A 16402-nucleotide genomic window follows, 5' to 3' on the forward strand; every position below is an offset into this window, starting at 1 on the left:
GACAGGTCGATCATGGAAGACACCGCAAGCCGCGGCATCAATGCGTTCATTTCCGAAGCTACGCAGCGTGGGGGCAAGGCTGTCCGCCTCACGCACTCACGTCGTAATCCCGTCGAGGTGACGGGCGCAGACGGCATCAGCCGAATCGTCCGAGTGCGTTCCAAGCTCGACGGTGACTGGCAGGCCAGGCGTCAGGACGAGTCGCTCGAGAGCGACGACACGCGCTCCGAGTTCTGGGTGTTCGTCGACCTGGCTGCAGACCCGCACGAGTTCTTCATGCTGCCCTCCAACGAGGTCGCGGACGACATCCGTGCCGAGGTCGACCTGTGGATCATGGACAGCCCCGGACGCAATCGCACCGGACATCACGCGATTCCGCGCGGACGCGTCGTACACGGTCACGATCGTTGGGATGCGCTGGGACTGGCTGCGGTCAAGGATCCGAGCATTTACGTGGAGGCCCCGGTTGCGACCAAGCGCAAGACGTCGCCGGTCGCCGCGAAGAAGCGTCGCGCCAGCGGTGTCGAGGAGATCGAAGTTGTCGACAATCGCCTCGAGATGACGGCTGATTGCCATGGATACCGCTGGGTCGGACGCTTCGACGAAAGTACCGAGGTCGTCGAGATCATGCGCGGACCGATGGAAGGCCGCCGATTCCCTGATCCGACCGCGGCCGCCAATGCCGTGACCGGTCACATTTCAGGCGACACCGAGAGCCATGACGGCTGGTCGTTCTGGACGATCAACAACACGGCCCTCGGCGCTCATCTCAAAACTGCCTGATTTCAGGCGCCGACTGCCGCCGACACCCGTTCGAGAGTGTCCAGTTCATTCGACGACAGCACCAGATTCGGGGCGTCCAGTAGCGCCGGGAGTTGCTCCGGCCGGCTGACGCTCGCGATCGGTGCGGTGATGCCCGGTCGAGTCAGCAGCCAGGCCAGCGCGACGGTCGAGATCTCGCTTTCGTGTGCCTGCGCGATTGTTGCCAGTTCCGCGACGACGTCGAGTCCGGCGTCGCTGAAGTATCCGGCGGTCAGCCGTTCGCGGGAGCTGCCTTCGATGTCCGCGCGGGTCTTGTACTTTCCCGTCAGGAAGCCGGAAGCGAGAGCGAAGTACGGGAAGACGCTGATGTTGTTGTCGGTGGCGATCTGCGCGAGTTCGGGTTCGTACGACTTGCGGTGCACCAGGTTGTAGTGCGGTTGCAGCGCGATGGGCGCGGCGTAACCGTTCTCCTCGGTGATCCGCAGCCACTCCCGGACGCGGTCGGGGCTGTAGTTGGAGATTCCGAGATAGCGAACCTTGCCCGCGACGACCAACGCATTGAAGGCTTCGAGAGTTTCCTCGAGCGGAGTCTGCGGGTCGTCGAAATGTGCGTAGTACAGATCGATGCAGTCCGTCTGCAGGCGCTGCAGCGACGCCTCAGCTGCGGCCGCGATGTTGTCGGCCTTCAGTCCCTTGAAATCGGGATGGCTACCCACCTTGGTGGCGACGACGATGTCGTTCTGCAGTCCCCGATCGGTGATCCATTTCCCGATGATCGTTTCGGATTCCCCGCCGGAATTGCCGGGAGCCGACGCCGTGTACGAGTCGGAGGTGTCGATGAAGTTTGCACCGGCTTCGGCGAACGAGTCGAGGATCTCGAAGGACGTCTTCTCGTCTGCTGTCCATCCGAAAGGGTTGCCGCCCAAGCTAAGTCGGAAGATGTCGAGGTCCGAATTTCCGATGATCGCCACTGTGTGGAACTCCCGTCGATGAAGGTGGTCGCTGCATCCCGCACCGTACCCTCTCACGGCGCTGACGATGGCGCGCCCTCGCCAGGTTCGCCGAAAAATGTATCGGATCGTGATTGCCGCCGTCGGTGTTGGGTATGGCCTCAAATACTGAATTCTTCGATGGACTGCTGATAGGAGCGTCCGATGATGATTGTCGACGAAGCCACCCGCGTCGTTCGTGGTGTGGCAGACGCAACGACGACGGTGGCTGGAGCCGTCGGTGGCGGAGTGATCGGTGGAGTGACGGGCGGGATACGCGGAACGGCGGAGGGCGTCCGAGACGGAATTCGTGCGGGTAGTTCCTCGACGCCGACCGCGGTTCTCACGATGGCCGCCGTCGGCGCGGCGGGATTGGTGGAGTGGCCGGTGCTCTTGGCGGTCGGCGGCACGGCCCTGGTACTTCACGAATGGGATCGCAAGAGCGCGCGGCCCGATCGTGCGGTCAAGGCGGTTGGGCGCGCGACCAAGACGGAACCGGCCAAGAAGGAATCGAGCGGAAACTCCCACAAGGCGGCCAGTCGGTCGCAGGATCGAACTCACAGTTCTTCGCACACTCGATCCACTTCCTGATGTTCTCAGCGATGGCCCGGCGTGCGGTGTCGGTGGCAACTTTGCCGCCGCGCCTGGCGTTGTCGGGTCTGGCGTTGGTCGGTGGTTCGACGATTCCGCGAACCGCTGTCAGTGACGTGGCGCTGCGGACCGGCACTCTTGCGCTGGCGGGCGTCGGGATGATTCCTGCAGCAGCGGGATCGATTCTTCGTGCCCCGCGAATGCCGGGTTCCGCCTATGTCTCGGCGGCGGCGTCGGCGATCAATTATCAACCCCGGGTGCGTCGGCGAATCGAACAGCGCCTTGGCCGTTCGCTCACCGACTTCGCATTGGAGTCGGCGACGTCGTTCGCGGATGTTCTGACCTACGCGCCTGCGTCATTGGGCGTGGATTTCGGGCTGCGGACGATGCTGCTACGCGAAACTCTGGCGGCGCGAAACTCTCGGCGGGTGCGGCCATTCGAATCTGGCGGTCGCGGTGCTTCCACGAGGCGTGACCCGAGTGGTCCGGGGGAGCGTTATGCCGACAGGATCGCTGGGGTTCAGCTGGCGGCTGGGGCTGCACTGGCTACCGTGTCTGCCGGCGGTGACACCGTTGCGACGAGCATCAAGGTTTCGGCGCCGCGGCCGCTTCGGATGTCACGCGAATCGTTCGCTGCTGGTTTGTCATACGGTCTGTGGCGGACGCACCACGTCGCCGTTTCGGACCCCGCGGCTCTACGCATGCTCGATCGTGTCGATACCGTCCTCGTCGATCCGAGTGTCCTCTTCGAAGACGCGCTCCGGGTTTCCGACATACGAGAGGTGTCCGAGTCGGACCGCGTCGTGGTGTGGGCACATGCCAGGGAAGCGCTTGACGCCGGCTCACTCGGGGTCGGAAGACACCGCATCGACGGCGCCGAAGTTGTCGTAAGACCGGTGCGAAAAGGGTTGGCGGAATCACTGATAGGTGAGATACGCGCGAGCGGAGTCGCAGCGGCCACGATCGACGACGACGGGCTCGGATCACTGCGAAGCGGATTCGACGAGCTCTATCCGGCGCCATCGACTCCCGAAGCCGGCCTGCGCGAAGCTCTCTCGGCACTGGTGGCCGAGGGTCGGACAGTTGCGATCGTGTCGAGTAGGGCGATAGCGGGGCAGGCAGTGCTGCGCATCGGGATTTCACCACCGAGTGGCGAGCACGTGAGTGCCGACATCCACACCGACTTGGCCGGGGCGTGGCGGGTCGTCCATGCGCTCTCGGCTGCCCGAACAGCGACGAGGCGCGGCGTCGAACTCTCCTCGGGTTCTTCGGCATTGGGCGCCTTGATTATGCTTCCGGGAATTCGAGGGGCTGGGCCGGGGCCGGTCACGGCTGGTTCGGCCGCGGGACTGTGGACCGGATACACCCTGTCCCGATCTGTGATTCAGGCTCCCGCCCCTGTCGGTACTCCGAGCGATACCTGGCATGAGATGGACGGTGATTCTGTCGTTCGCGAACTCGCCGAATCCGTCCGGCATACACCGCGCCGCGCCGACGCTCGTGTGCGAGCGCCCGCACGCTTCAGGTTGATCCGTGACGGATTATCGGCGTTGCGAACAGAATTGGCGGATCCACTCACGCCGGTGTTGGCAACCGGCTCGGCGGCCAGTGCAGTCCTCGGTTCACCGGTAGACGCCGTCCTGGTCGGTTCGGTTTTGGTCGGCAATGCCGCGATGTCCGCTGTTCAACGACTTCATTCGGAACGGGCAGTGCAGCGACTTTTGCGGACTCAGGAACCGGTAGCTCGGCGAGTAACCAACGCCGGCACGGTCGAGACTGCGGCAGACGCGCTCGAACTCGGTGACGTCGTGGCCCTCGAGTCCGGGGACATCGTGCCCGCCGATTGTCGACTGTTGAGCGCCGAATCGCTGGAAGTCGACGAGTCGTCGTTGACGGGGGAGTCCATGCCCGTCGACAAGCAGACCGACCCGACCCCTGGGATGCCCCTGGCCGAGCGAAGGTGCATGGCCTATACCGGGACAACAGTGCTTGCCGGCTCCGGTCGTGGCGTGGTCACGGCCACCGGAGCTCGAACGGTGACCAGGCGCGCCGATGTCGGTGTATCCCGATCCGGACCTGCTGTGGGCCTGACCAACAGACTGCGCGAACTCACCAGGGCGACTCTGCCGGCCAGTATCGGAGGCGGAGCGTTGGTGACAGTCGCGGGTCTGATTCGTGGTACCGGTCTGCGCCGCGCCGTCACCGGAGGCGTGGCCGTTGCCGTGGCCGCCGTGCCGGAGGGATTGCCTCTGGTTGCGACCCTGGCTCAGCAGGCGGCAGCTCGAAGGCTCACTGCAGCAGGAGTGTTGGTGCGTGCTCCACGTTCGATCGAAGCGCTCGGCCGTGTCGACGTGGTCTGCTTCGACAAGACCGGAACCCTCAGCGAGAACAAGCTACGGGTGGCCGCGGTCGAACGCGTCGACGGTTGGGGCGAAAGTGAGATTTTGGAAGTTGCGGCGCGCAGTGCTCTGGGAAGTCGCGACGATCGCGTCTTTCATTCGACGGACGCCGCCGTCGTCGATGCAGCCGAACAAGCTCTGGACGAGGCTCGGGTTTTCGGTGATGCCGACGCGCTCAACCTCGTTCCGTTCAGGTCTGGGCGGCCGTACTCGGCAGCCCTACTGGGCAGACGGATCGCACTGAAGGGTTCACCGGAATTCGTGGCGGAGGCAGGGCGGGATCCGAATGCTGTGTCGGCGAGCCACGTTCAGAGCATGGCCGGACGCGGACTGCGGGTGGTTGCCGTCGCACAGCGCGAGTTGTCGGAACACGATGCGCGACGCGCTGCGGAGGACTCGGAATTTCTCGAACAGTGTTGCTCCGAGGGGTTGGAAGCGGTCGGCCTTCTCGGACTCTCGGACACGCTCAGACCCGAAGCAACGCAACTTGTTCGAGAACTTCAAGGCAACGGACAGCAAGTGCGCGTGCTGACCGGGGATCATCCGACAACAGCGGCGGCGGTCGCCACCGAACTGGGGATGGATGTGGCGCGCGAGGACGTGGTCACCGGTCCGGACTGGGAGAACTTCTCTCGCGCAGAACGACGGAACGCCGTCCGCGGCAGCAGCGTCTTTGCGCGCGTGACACCCGAGCAGAAGGTCGAGATCGTGCAAGCGTTGGAGACTGACGGGCGCGTGTGCGCCATGGTCGGTGACGGCGCGAACGATGCTGCGGCGATCCGAGTTTCCAGCGTGGGAATCGGGGTGGCGTCGACTGACAGCGATCCGGCGCGCGGCGCCGCAGACATCGTGCTCCTCGACGGCCGTGTCGGCGGATTGACCGACGCATTGGACGAGGGCAGTCAATTGTGGCGGCGGGTCAGATCAGCGGTGGGGGTTTTGCTCGGAGGCAACGCGGGTGAAGTCGCATTCGCTCTGATCGGTTCTGCGCTGTCCGGCGAATCACCGCTCAACGCAAGGCAGTTGCTACTGGTCAATCTGATGACGGACGCCTTGCCCGCTGCTGCGCTTGCGGTGAGCACCCCGTCCGAGAACGGATCCGAGAAGTCCGAACAGATGGACACTCATGCGTTGTGGCAGACGATCGCTGTCCGCGGCACTGCCACGGCAATCGGTGCGCTGGCAGCGTGGCTTATGGCCCGGACGAGCGGCAGGCGGCGGCGAGCGTCGACGGTGGCGTTGGTTGCCCTGGTGGGCACCCAACTGGGGCAGACGCTGCTCGAATCGCGCAGTCCGCTGGTGGTCGCAACAGTTGCCGGGTCCGCTGCGGCGCTGGCGACGCTCGTCAGCACACCGGTGGTGAGCCAATTTCTCGGTTGCACGCCGCTCGGTCCGATTGGGTGGGGTCAAGCAGTGGGCTGTGCGTCGGCAGCGACGCTGCTGGCGGCGCTGGCTCCGCGGGTGTCGGAGCGGATCGCCGCAACTGAGGAGACTGGAACTGAGGAGAGCGCGGAAGGTCAGTCGACGATTCGCAAGATCCCGACGCGGACGAGCACCGCGTACACCTCCCGAACCGGGGGAGTCAGCGCTCGCGACAGCGTGGAAATCAGCGAAGCGGAAATCAAAGAAGCGGAAACCGGTGAATCGGACACGCTTGTGAGCGTCGCTGCTGGAAGTGACACGTCGCCGAACTCCCGGGCGACCCGAGATGAATCCTGAGGAATCGTGACATGTCCCAGAACACCGTCGACCACACGAACCCCGTCGATCACCGCGCGGTAGTGGAATCCGTCCGTTCGGCTCGGAGCTTCGAGTTGGAGCTACCGATCGTCGGTGCCATTCCGGTTCCGAGACCCGAGCAGATCGCCTATTTTGCGGTGATGGGACTGATGGTTGCGTTCGAGATCATCGAGTGGCCCGTGGCAGTCACCATCGCGGCGGGGCATCTGCTCGCAACAGAGCAGCACAATCACGTCCTCGAAGAGATCGGATAGGCGCTCGAGGGCGTCTGAAGCCGGCGCGGTCCGGACACAAATCGAGCGGCCCCGCATTTCGCGGGACCGCTCGACGTGCGGAGAAACTTACTGCGCGAGTGCGCGCTTCATGCCGCGTTCGACTGCTGCGATGATCTGCGGACGCAGTTCTGCGGCAGGGACGATCTCATCCACCGAGCCGACCTCTCGGGCCCGCTGGATGTTGTGGATCGCTTCGAATTCGGATGCCACTTCGCCGAGCTTGTCGGAGCGGACGGCGATGCGCTGAGCGTTCAGTTCGACGCGCAGGTGTGCTTTCTCCGTGTCGTCCTTGGCTGCTGCCAAGTCTGCTTCCAGTTGCTGCACCTTCGGGTCGTTGTTGGTGCGGGTGTTCACCTCACGGGTGAAGACCACTGCGGCGGCGGGGGCGCCGCCGAGTACCGAGGCGAACGAACCTTCGACAGCAAGAACTTCCATGTTGTCGTTGAGCGCACCGGAGAATACGACGAACGCGCCGCCGTGGTAGCGGGAAACGACGCAGAACACGATCGGTCCGTCGAAGTTGACGATGGCGCGGCCGATCTCGGCGCCGTACTCGAGCTGGATGTTGCGCAGTGACTCCGGTGAACCGTCGAAGCCGGACAGGTTGGCCAGCACCACGATCGGACGGTTGCCGCTCGCAGCATTGATCGCGCGGGCCGTCTTCTTCGACGAGTTCGGGAACAGCGTTCCCGACGTCCAGGTGTCGGGACCGTCGGCGGGGAAGTGACCCTTACGCGGGATCGCGCGGGATTCGATGCCCACCACTGTGACCGGATGTCCGGCGAGGTGCGCGTCCAGAACGACAGAGGTGTCGGCGCCGGCCATGTCGGCCCAACGCTCGAGAACCGAGTGGTCCTGGTCGACCACCGAACGCATCACGGTGCGAATGTCGAAGGGCTTCTTGCGATCCGGGTTCTTCGCCGAGGAGAAGATGTCGCCGACCGTCTCGAAGTCGCTCGACGGGTGGGTGTGCGGGAAGCTACGCACGTCGCGATCGACTGGGTCCGTGGTCGCTGCGCGACGCGGGAACCTTTCGCCGGGAGCGAGGTACGAGTGTGCGTAGTGACGGAACAGGATCTCGCACGCCGCAGTGAGGTCGGGGGCCCAGTACTGCGCCTGGCCGTTGGGGCCCATGACGCGGTCGTAGCCACCGATACCGAAGTTGTCCTCGGCCGACACGCCACCGGAGTAGTCGAGAGACTGCTTGCCGGTCAGCACCATCGCGCTGTCCGGGGTCATCACCAGAATGCCCTTGGTGTGCATCAACATGGTGGCTTCGGCGTTCCAGTAGGGCTGAGCGCCGACGTTGATTCCCGTGACGACGATGTTGATCTCGCCACCGTTCTGGGTGAAGGTGATGATCCGGCGCAGGCCACGGGAGACCCAGTCCATGTTCTCGGTGCCGCTCTCCATCGAGATGGTGGCACCCGAGGACAGCGCAAACCACTCGACCGGAGCGTTCAACTTCTCGGCCAGGTCGATGGCAGCGACCACACGTGAGCATTCGGCCTCGGCCACGGTACCGAGCGCCTTGGTGGGGTCACCGAAGAGCGCGACACGGGTCATTCCCTCGGGATAGCGCGGCGTCGGAGTGTTCACGAGGCCGACGACGATGCCGGCCTTGTTGAGCCCGTACGGACGCTCGACAGGTGAGAGGACGCCCGCTTCGTCGAAGTCGTGCTCGACGAAGGTGCCCTTGGTGCCGGTCAGGAGCGGAATCAGCTCGTACGGGTACACCGTGCCGCGTGCCCGCGAACTCTGGACCTTCTGGGCGTACGCGTCGAGGGGGAGCAGCGGTTCAGTGGGAGGCGTGGTCTTGTTGATGACCACACCGGCACCTGCGCGGTAGGAGAATCGCAGCGCAACTTCCTTGGGCGCGCCGCCCTTTCGGTCCTTCAGGCGGGTGATGAGTGTGATCTCTTCGAGCCCGGCGCCGACGGTCAGTCGGGCTGCGTTCTGAGCGATCACGGAGAAGCGTTCGCTGGGAACGTCGGCGACCGGCCACACGTAGAGCACGACGCGGTTGGCTGCCAGTCGACGCTTGTCTCCGCGCTGGGACTGCGCACGGCGGATGCCGTCGAGGCAGGCGGCAAGAGTGCGCTCGATGGCCGGCAGCGCAACCATCTGACCTTCGTCGTCGAGCTGCGGTGTCACGTCACGGATTTCCGCGAGAGCGATCAGGCGCTCGTCCTTCGGGTTCTCCTTGGCGGAGAGGTGGAACAGGTAGGTGTTCTCCGGAGCCGGCAGACGCTTGCCGTTGAAGTTCTTCAGGCGCCACATGTCCAGACGCTGACCCGTGAGCGGATGCATGTCGCGGATGATGTTGTCCTCGACCAGTTCACCGTCGATCGGGCGGAAGGTGACCCAGCGGACCGGCTCCCCATTCGGATTGCAGATGATCACAGTCGCGCGGCGGGACCGGGTGATCGTCTCGTTGCGCGAGAGTTCGGTGCGCAGCGTCTCGACGAGCGTGTCGCCGTCGGCGGGCTGATTCGGCCAGTCGAGGTAGATGTCGACTACCAGGCCGCGACCGGATGGAGCATCCTGCGCGATCGTAGCGACATCGTCGAGAGCCGTTCCGAGAGCGTCGAATTCGGCCACCGTCGAGACGAGATGCAGCCCGTCGCCCTTGAGGTCGAAGTTACCGGTCACGAAACGGCGGTCGACGTGCTCGAAAACGCGGACGTCTTCGAAGGAGTGAATCTTGTAGTAGCGACGCGTGATGACCTCGAGTAGAGGGCCGCCATCGCGGTTGCCAAGGCCGATCTTTCGACCCAACAGGTCCAGGAGCGGTTCGGGAGTGGCGACGAGGTTGGCGATTCGCTCGTCGAAATCGGCAGCGTCCGGCTGCTCTTCGAGGTAGGCGAGGTTGCCGCGTACTCCGTCGTAAACGTCTTCGCGAACCTTGCGGATGCGCGGCTCGTCGAAGAACCGGAAGCGAAGGTTGCGGGCGACGTCGCCGATGACGGGGTAGCGGACCTGCGTCGCGACGATGAGTCGATCGAGAACCTCGTTGAGCTCCTGAGCCGAGCAACCGGGAGCCTTGTCGCCGACGAGCCAGCCTTCGAGAAGTGCTGCAATGACCGGGATCTGGGCTTCCATGCGCTGCAGAGCCAGGAAGAGTCGGTACACCGCTTCCTCTACGGCCTGGCGATCTTCCAGATCGGTGACGTCGTAGTGGCGAAGTGCCCGTTCGAGTCTCGTGCGGAACGACGCCGGCAAACCTTCGCGCTCGGAGTCGAGTGAGTGCAGGAAGGTGTGGAAGTGCTCGCGGGGGCTGTGGACGGATTCGTCCTTCGCGGACTCACCCGAGGTGGGCTTGTTGCGCGAGAGTTCGCAGATGTCGGCGAAGGTGGTCAGCACAGCCAGTTCGGCCTGTACCAGTTCGCGGTCCTCGGATTCGAGTGCGCTGCGAAGTGCGTCGTACTCGGCCAGAACAGCGTTTGCGTGCTTACCGCTGACGTCGTAGCCACTGATCATCGCGGTCAGTGCTTCGAGCTGTGCCAACGCGTCGTCACGGGCGTCGGAACCGGAAGTTGCTGCCGGAAGATCGAATTGGACTCGCGGAGCCTTCTCCGTGACAGCTTCCTCGCTGACCTGGTCGACGCGCAGGAGCGGCGCGCCGGCATCGACCTGAGAGTTGACGGTAGCGAGAACTTCACGCACCTTGCCCGCGTACGGTGCGCGAACTGCGGTCTCCATCTTCATGGATTCGAGTACGACCAGGGTGGAGCCGGCTTCGACGTCGTCGCCGACCGCGACCGGTACAGCCACCACGACGGCGGGAGCCGGCGCGCGGACCACTCCGGCGTCGTCCTGGCTGATCTGGTGGCTGATGCCGTCGACCTCGACGAGATAGCGAGCCGGGCTCACGACGGAAACGACGTGGAAGCGCCGATCACCGATCACCAGCCGTGACTCGAAGTCGCCGAGACGATCGACGTCGACCTCGATGTCGCCGGCGTCTCCGTCGACGCGGTAGCGGTGCGGGCCGATACGCCCGACGGTCAGTTTGTATGCCTGACCTTGGTAGTTGAGCTCGACACTACGGCCGATCGCGTGATTGGCGCGGGGACGGCCGCCACGTGCCGAGGCGAGGAAGGCCGCACGCTCGAGGGACTCCTCGGCGTCGTAAGCATCGATGGCGGTGGCGATCAGTGCGACGTCCGCGCGGCGCGTGGTTCCGGTGAGGGCGCCCGTGCGGTCGAGCCAGCCGGTATCCGCGGATGCCGAGATGACCTCGTCGCGATCGAGTAGATCGAGGAGGAACGACTTGGTGGTGGTGCCGCCGTCGAGTACGACTGTGGTTTCACGAAGGGCGGTACGCAGGCGCGCAAGTGCCTCGGAGCGGTTGCGGCCCCAGGCGATGACCTTCGCGACCATCGAGTCGTAGTCGGGCGGAATGACGTCCCCGGCAGCGATGCCGGTGTCGACCCGGATGCCGGAGCCGAGCGGGAACTTGAGGAGCTGAACCGTGCCGGGTGCCGGCGCGAAATCGTTGTCCGCGTCCTCGGCGTTGAGACGGGCTTCGACGGCGTGGCCGAATGCGGGCGGGCAGTCACCGACCAATTCGTCACCACTGGCGACCAGAATCTGCAGTTTGACGAGGTCGATTCCGGTGGTGACCTCGGTGATCGGGTGCTCGACCTGCAGGCGGGTGTTGACCTCGAGGAACGTGAAGAGCTTGTTCTCGGGCTGGTAGAGGTATTCGACCGTGCCTGCGCCCTGGTATCCGGCTGCCTTGACCAGTTCGGCGGACACCTTCTTGAGGTGGTCAGACTGTTCTTCGGTCAGGACGGGGGAGGAGGATTCTTCGATGACCTTCTGGTTGCGACGCTGAATCGAGCAGTCGCGAACGCCCGGAGCCCAGACATTGCCGTGGTTGTCGGCGATGACCTGTACCTCGACGTGGCGTGCATCGGTGACAAGGCGTTCGAGGAAGACGACGGGGTCGCCGAAGGACCGCTCTGCTTCGCCCTGCGTGCGCTCGAGTGCAACTTCGAGTTCGTCTTCGGCCCAGACTTTGCGGATACCGCGTCCACCGCCGCCGCTTCGGGCCTTGATGATCAGGGGGTATCCGATGGACTGAGCATGACGACGAGCGTCGGCGCGCGTTTCGACCGGTCCGCCGCTCCACGGGGCGACAGGTACGCCGACCTTCTCGGCCAGGATCTTGGCGGCAACCTTGTCTCCGAGCAGGCGCATCGCGTCGGCGCTCGGGCCGATGAACGTGATGCCCAGTTTCGCGACGATCTCGGCGAAGGCGGGATCCTCGGCCACGAAGCCCCAGCCGACCCAGACTGCGTCGGCCTTGGCTGCGAGGAGTGCTCGCTCGAGTTCGGCGTAGTCGAGATACGGGCTGCCGGTGCCGGTGCCGCGCAGGGTCACACCCTCGTCGGCCTGGCGGACGAACATGGCGCGGCGCTCGGCCTCGGTGTGCAGTGCAATGACGCGAATGCCGTAGTCGTGTTCGGCGTTCAGTTCGCGTACAGCCCTGATCAGCCGGACCGCGGCCTCACCTCGATTGACCACTGCGATTCGTTTGAACATTGTCACTGCCACCGTCCTTGATGAGATTCTTCGTCACGTACGTTGCGATATGAGCCGACCGTGTCCCACATACCCGGATTACCTGGTTCGTGAACTACGCCGCGATGCGCTGTGTTTCCCCCGGTTGCGCGTCGGCAAGTGATTGCCCTTCCGGTTCGTAGAGTCCCCTGCGCTCAGGCACGGCGTGCCTTGTACGCCACCCTGCAGGCGTGGACTCAGAACCGCTCCAATCACGAATCAGCAACATATTGTGTCTGCTTCCAGGGAATCCCTGGTTTATCTAAGAATGCAGTATGTCGACGCTCATGTCACCTGGGCGAATTGAAGAATATTAGTCAACGTGAACCACGGTTACACTTATAGCGTTAAATCATTGCAGTGCAATGGAATTCGACCCTGTGACACGGATCACGATGGTAATGAAATTGGCAAGAAAGTGAATACTCACTGGTAACAAAATCGCGTATTCGGAGAATTCGCCCGATTGCTCGATTATTACTGATCGGTACTACTGGCGAGTATTTTCTATGTCCCCTCGGACTGTATTCGAGAAATCGCCTTCGATGGTTGCAATGTGCTGTGCGATCGCGTCGAGTCCTGCGGGAGGGAGCTGCAATGCGTTGGCGAGAGCAAGCGAAGCCCGCTTGAAGTGCTCCACGAGTGGTTCGTACTTCGTGACCAGCCTCAGCCTGTCGGTCTCGCTCAGGTACTTCACGCTTCCCGCGTTGTCGACGAAGTCGCTGAACTTCACGAGGAACACTGCGGGATCCGCGATCGCGCGGATGACGTGATCCTGGTAGCCGGTGGTGTTGTCGTGCGGGTAGTCGATTGGATTGGTCACTGCCTCAACAAGTTCGGAGATTCTGTGGCCGAAGTGCGAGGCGATGAGTGTTGACGCACGTTCTTGCGCTTCGGATGCAGACATGTCGTCCGCAGTCCGGCCACCGAGGAGTGCGATGACGGCGTGTGGTCGGTCCTCGACCGTGTCGTGAAGCGCGGTTGCGCTCAGGATCTCGACATCAGAGCACCCGTACCGAAGCAGCCGCAACACATTTCGTAGGGGATGAACGATGTAGGGATCCTCGTTTGACTTGATCCCGTTCTTTCTGAACTGATCGAGGTGCGCGAGGGTCGCGACCTCCATGGCGAGCCGCAAGGTTTCACCCGGGAGAGCCATCTCGTCGACGGCGCTCTCGATCGCGAAGACCAGCGTCGCTGCGTCCATTTCCTTCAGAGGTAGCTGGTCGAATGCAGATCTGATCGGGTCGGAGTGGCTCATGGCGAACAGCCTTTCGTTTGGTGTAGATGTCGCGACGAAAGTCTTTGTGAGAATCTGCCCTCGAACCGTGGTCGTGACTGGGCGTGGGGCGGAAGTCAGAATCATCTTGATTCTATCCGGCGACTACGACAGCAAGTGTTCCTAGCGTTGTGATCGAGGTGGGCGGGGAGTTTCGGTCGCCTCCATCACTGGAAGACTTGGATAGGAAGAGGTTCGATGACCACGGAGGCGACCCTGGCGTCGTTTGTCGAGACTGTTGACACGGATGTCGACATCCATCCACTGGACGATCCTGTGCGACAAGGTCTTCGCGGACATCATGCGCAATTCGCTCGCTGGGCAGGGAGAGTTGCGCGATACGACCCGACAGTCGCTCCGTTTGTCGGTCATCCGCCCGAGTTGGACGCCGAAGACTGGGAGAACCTACGCACACTCGTAGGTCCAGGCGGCACAGTAGGTTTACGAGGATTTGATCATCAGCCGCCGGAAGGGTGGCGCGTTGTGGATCAGTTCGGCTCGGTGCAAATGGACGGTTCCGCACTCGAAGTCTCCGTTGATCCGTCGGTCGAACTTCTCGGAAGGGGCGACGTTCCCGAAATTCTGGCGTTGATCGAGCGCACCAAGCCCGGACCGTTTCTTCCTCGTACCGTCGAGATGGGGAGCTACTACGGCATTCGCGTCGACGGAAGACTTGTTGCCATGGCGGGGGAGCGGTTGCACCCTCCGGGATGGACGGAAATCAGTGCGGTGTGCACCGACAGCGACTTCCGAGGTCGAGGCCTGGGTACGACGCTGATCCGTGCCGTCGCTGCCGGGATTCGCGAACGCGGCGAGCTGCCGTTTCTCCATGCAGTGCAATCGAATACGAATGCAATCAGACTCTACGAATCACTGGGGTTCGTTCTTAGGAAGAGATCCCGGTTGACCGCGGTGCAGGCGCCGGCCTGATCGAATTCTCGCCGACGCCTGTGTTTCGGGCGCTCGGCCACTAGTCTGAACAAATGACAGTCGATCAGGCGTTGGACAGTGATTTCCTCACTCTTGCCGATCCGTACCGCCGCGAGTTGCTGGCGCACTGCTATCGCATGATGGGGTCGATTCACGACGCCGAAGACCAGGTCCAGGAGACGTTCATCCGGGCTTGGCGCGGGTTCGAAGGTTACAAAGGCCAGTCGTCGCTCAGGACCTGGCTCTATCGCATCGCGACGAATACGTGCCTGACCGCGCTGGAGGGGAGATCGAGGCGTCCACTCCCGACCGGCCTCGGTGCACCTAGTTCGGACCCGGCCGACGATTTGATCGAGCGCAACGAGATTGCCTGGTTGGAACCGATCGCGGATTCTGCGTTGGGCGACGTCAATGATCCCGCCGTCATGGTCGTCAATCGCGATTCGGTCAGGCTCGCGCTTGTTGCCGCGCTGCAGCACTTGTCCGCGCGCCAACGTGCGGTTCTGGTTCTGCGTGACGTTCTGCAGTGGAAGGCATCGGAAGTTGCGGAGGCGCTGGACACCACAACCACTGCGGTGAACAGCCTGCTGCAGCGGGCTCGCGCGCAGATCAATCACATCGGGCCCACTGAGGACGATCTCGTGGAACCGACTACCGAGGCTGCCCGGAAGTTGCTCCGCGACTACGTGCACAGCTTCGAAAGCTACGACGTCGAGGCAATCGTTGAGCTGTTCACGCGGGAAGCCATCTGGGAGATGCCTCCGTTCGAGGGTTGGTACCAGGGCCCCGAGGCAATCGGGCAGCTCATCGGAACCAAATGCCCGGCCGACGGACCAGGCGCTATGCGGCTGCTACCGACCGCCGCCAACGGCCAGCCGGCGTTCGGCCTTTATATGCGCGAGCCCGATGGGGTTCACCGTGCTTTCCAGTTGCACGTTCTCGATGTCACCGAGTCCGGGATCTCGCACGTCACGTGTTTCTTCGATCTGAGTCTGTTCGCACGGTTCGGATTGCCTGCCGAGCTGTAGGGGCCCTGCCGAGTTGTAGGGGCAAGGAGTTGCGCGAGCCCTCCGGTATGGAGGGACCCGCGCGGCTACTCGTTACTGCTGTTGCTCTGCGTTACTGCTGGGGAACAGTCGCAGCCGGGTCCATCCACATGACCTCCCAGACGTGATTGTCGAGGTCGCGGAACGCGCGTCCGTACATGAAGCCGTGATCCTGGGGCTCCATCCACTTGCTACCGCCGGCAGCGATCGCCGCGTCGACGAAGGTGTCGACTTCTTCCCTGCTGTCGGCTGACACGCACATCAATGCTTCTCGAGCTTTCGACGTGTCACAGATGTCGTCGGCGATGAAGTCCCCGAAACGGGGTTCGTTCAGGAACATGACGGTGGCGGAATCACTGACGATCATCGAGGCAGTGTTCTCGTCACTGAACATGTCGTTGAACTCGAAGCCGAGGCCGCTGAAGAACGCCCGGGTAGCGGCGACGTCCTTGACCGGCATGTTGACGAAGAGAAGACGAGACATTGGGTGCTCCTTGAAGTCGGTTGACTTATTACTGAACGCTTCGGTTCCTGTTGGTTCCTGCTCATACAGACCGCAGTGGGCGCGGAAAGTCATCGCGAGAGGCAAAAATTCGAGGAAACTATCGGCTGTTAACCCGCTTCAGTGCTCTGACCTGGCGATTTGGTGTTGTGTTGATCTTCGCGTAACTTTGTCCAGGTCAGAGCGACACGGACACCGACTCCCACCTGCGAGGGTGAGTGACACGAGGTTGTACGAAGTGCCTGGCGAACACAATCCAGTTTTTCTTCACGGGTTCCGGTTTGCGCCGGTGACCTGGTTGGGATAGGCTGGAAAAGTTGC

General features: G+C 63.1%; 10 protein-coding genes. 6 read left to right on the plus strand and 4 right to left on the minus strand.

Annotation, left to right across the window (positions count from 1 at the left end):
- Positions 1-12 precede the first annotated feature (12 nt).
- The gene (locus tag FEZ59_RS20645) at positions 13-783 is read left to right on the plus strand and encodes a hypothetical protein (RefSeq protein WP_019749294.1); all 771 of its coding nucleotides are present in this window, start codon (positions 13-15) and stop codon (positions 781-783) included.
- 2 nt (positions 784-785) lie between these two features.
- On the opposite strand, the gene FEZ59_RS20650 is transcribed toward FEZ59_RS20645, so the two are convergent.
- Positions 786-1733, minus strand: a complete 948-nt coding sequence (locus FEZ59_RS20650; RefSeq protein WP_141488672.1) for an aldo/keto reductase — start codon at positions 1731-1733, stop codon at positions 786-788.
- Positions 1734-1916: 183 nt separating this feature from the next.
- Between FEZ59_RS20650 and FEZ59_RS20655 the strand changes: the two genes are divergently transcribed.
- The 3 genes from FEZ59_RS20655 to FEZ59_RS20665 are packed head-to-tail and all read left to right on the plus strand — an operon-like array spanning position 1917 to position 6735.
- Complete coding sequence (locus FEZ59_RS20655) at positions 1917-2342, plus strand: hypothetical protein (protein ID WP_020908416.1); 426 nt, start codon at positions 1917-1919, stop codon at positions 2340-2342.
- A gap of 11 nt (positions 2343-2353) precedes the next feature.
- Entirely contained in the window at positions 2354-6460 is a 4107-nt protein-coding gene (locus tag FEZ59_RS20660; protein ID WP_242459859.1) for a cation-translocating P-type ATPase, read from the plus strand.
- 11 nt (positions 6461-6471) lie between these two features.
- Entirely contained in the window at positions 6472-6735 is a 264-nt protein-coding gene (locus tag FEZ59_RS20665; protein ID WP_172933102.1) for a hypothetical protein, read from the plus strand.
- An 87-nt stretch (positions 6736-6822) separates the two neighbouring features.
- On the opposite strand, the gene FEZ59_RS20670 is transcribed toward FEZ59_RS20665, so the two are convergent.
- Positions 6823-12306, minus strand: a complete 5484-nt coding sequence (locus FEZ59_RS20670) for a carboxyl transferase domain-containing protein (RefSeq protein WP_172933107.1) — start codon at positions 12304-12306, stop codon at positions 6823-6825.
- Positions 12307-12814: 508 nt separating this feature from the next.
- On the minus strand, positions 12815-13585 hold the full coding sequence (locus FEZ59_RS20675; RefSeq protein WP_019749288.1) for an HD domain-containing protein: 771 nt from the start codon (positions 13583-13585) through the stop codon (positions 12815-12817).
- A 216-nt stretch (positions 13586-13801) separates the two neighbouring features.
- On the opposite strand from FEZ59_RS20675, the gene FEZ59_RS20680 reads away from it, so the two are divergent.
- Positions 13802-14533 (plus strand): GNAT family N-acetyltransferase, encoded by a 732-nt coding sequence (locus FEZ59_RS20680; protein WP_029255775.1) that lies wholly within the window; start codon positions 13802-13804, stop codon positions 14531-14533.
- 53 nt (positions 14534-14586) lie between these two features.
- On the plus strand, positions 14587-15561 hold the full coding sequence (locus tag FEZ59_RS20685; protein ID WP_020970164.1) for a sigma-70 family RNA polymerase sigma factor: 975 nt from the start codon (positions 14587-14589) through the stop codon (positions 15559-15561).
- 91 nt (positions 15562-15652) lie between these two features.
- On the opposite strand, the gene FEZ59_RS20690 is transcribed toward FEZ59_RS20685, so the two are convergent.
- The gene (locus FEZ59_RS20690) at positions 15653-16063 is read right to left on the minus strand and encodes a VOC family protein (RefSeq protein ID WP_172933103.1); all 411 of its coding nucleotides are present in this window, start codon (positions 16061-16063) and stop codon (positions 15653-15655) included.
- Positions 16064-16402: the final 339 nt, after the last annotated feature.

Origin of the sequence: Rhodococcus sp. MS13 (assembly GCF_013277835.1) — a bacterium.
GTDB lineage: Bacteria > Actinomycetota > Actinomycetes > Mycobacteriales > Mycobacteriaceae > Rhodococcus_F > Rhodococcus_F erythropolis.

Bases quoted from the DNA above. Each gene is read 5' to 3' on its own strand.
- FEZ59_RS20685 (WP_020970164.1), top strand. From the start codon at position 14,587: ATGACAGTCGATCAGGCGTTGGACAGTGATTTCCTCACTCTTGCCGAT.
- FEZ59_RS20690 (WP_172933103.1), bottom strand. From the start codon at position 16,063: ATGTCTCGTCTTCTCTTCGTCAACATGCCGGTCAAGGACGTCGCCGCT.
- FEZ59_RS20660 (WP_242459859.1), top strand. From the start codon at position 2,354: ATGGCCCGGCGTGCGGTGTCGGTGGCAACTTTGCCGCCGCGCCTGGCG.
- FEZ59_RS20655 (WP_020908416.1), top strand. From the start codon at position 1,917: ATGATGATTGTCGACGAAGCCACCCGCGTCGTTCGTGGTGTGGCAGAC.
- FEZ59_RS20675 (WP_019749288.1), bottom strand. From the start codon at position 13,585: ATGAGCCACTCCGACCCGATCAGATCTGCATTCGACCAGCTACCTCTG.
- FEZ59_RS20680 (WP_029255775.1), top strand. From the start codon at position 13,802: ATGACCACGGAGGCGACCCTGGCGTCGTTTGTCGAGACTGTTGACACG.
- FEZ59_RS20665 (WP_172933102.1), top strand. From the start codon at position 6,472: ATGTCCCAGAACACCGTCGACCACACGAACCCCGTCGATCACCGCGCG.
- FEZ59_RS20645 (WP_019749294.1), top strand. From the start codon at position 13: ATGGAAGACACCGCAAGCCGCGGCATCAATGCGTTCATTTCCGAAGCT.
- FEZ59_RS20670 (WP_172933107.1), bottom strand. From the start codon at position 12,306: ATGTTCAAACGAATCGCAGTGGTCAATCGAGGTGAGGCCGCGGTCCGG.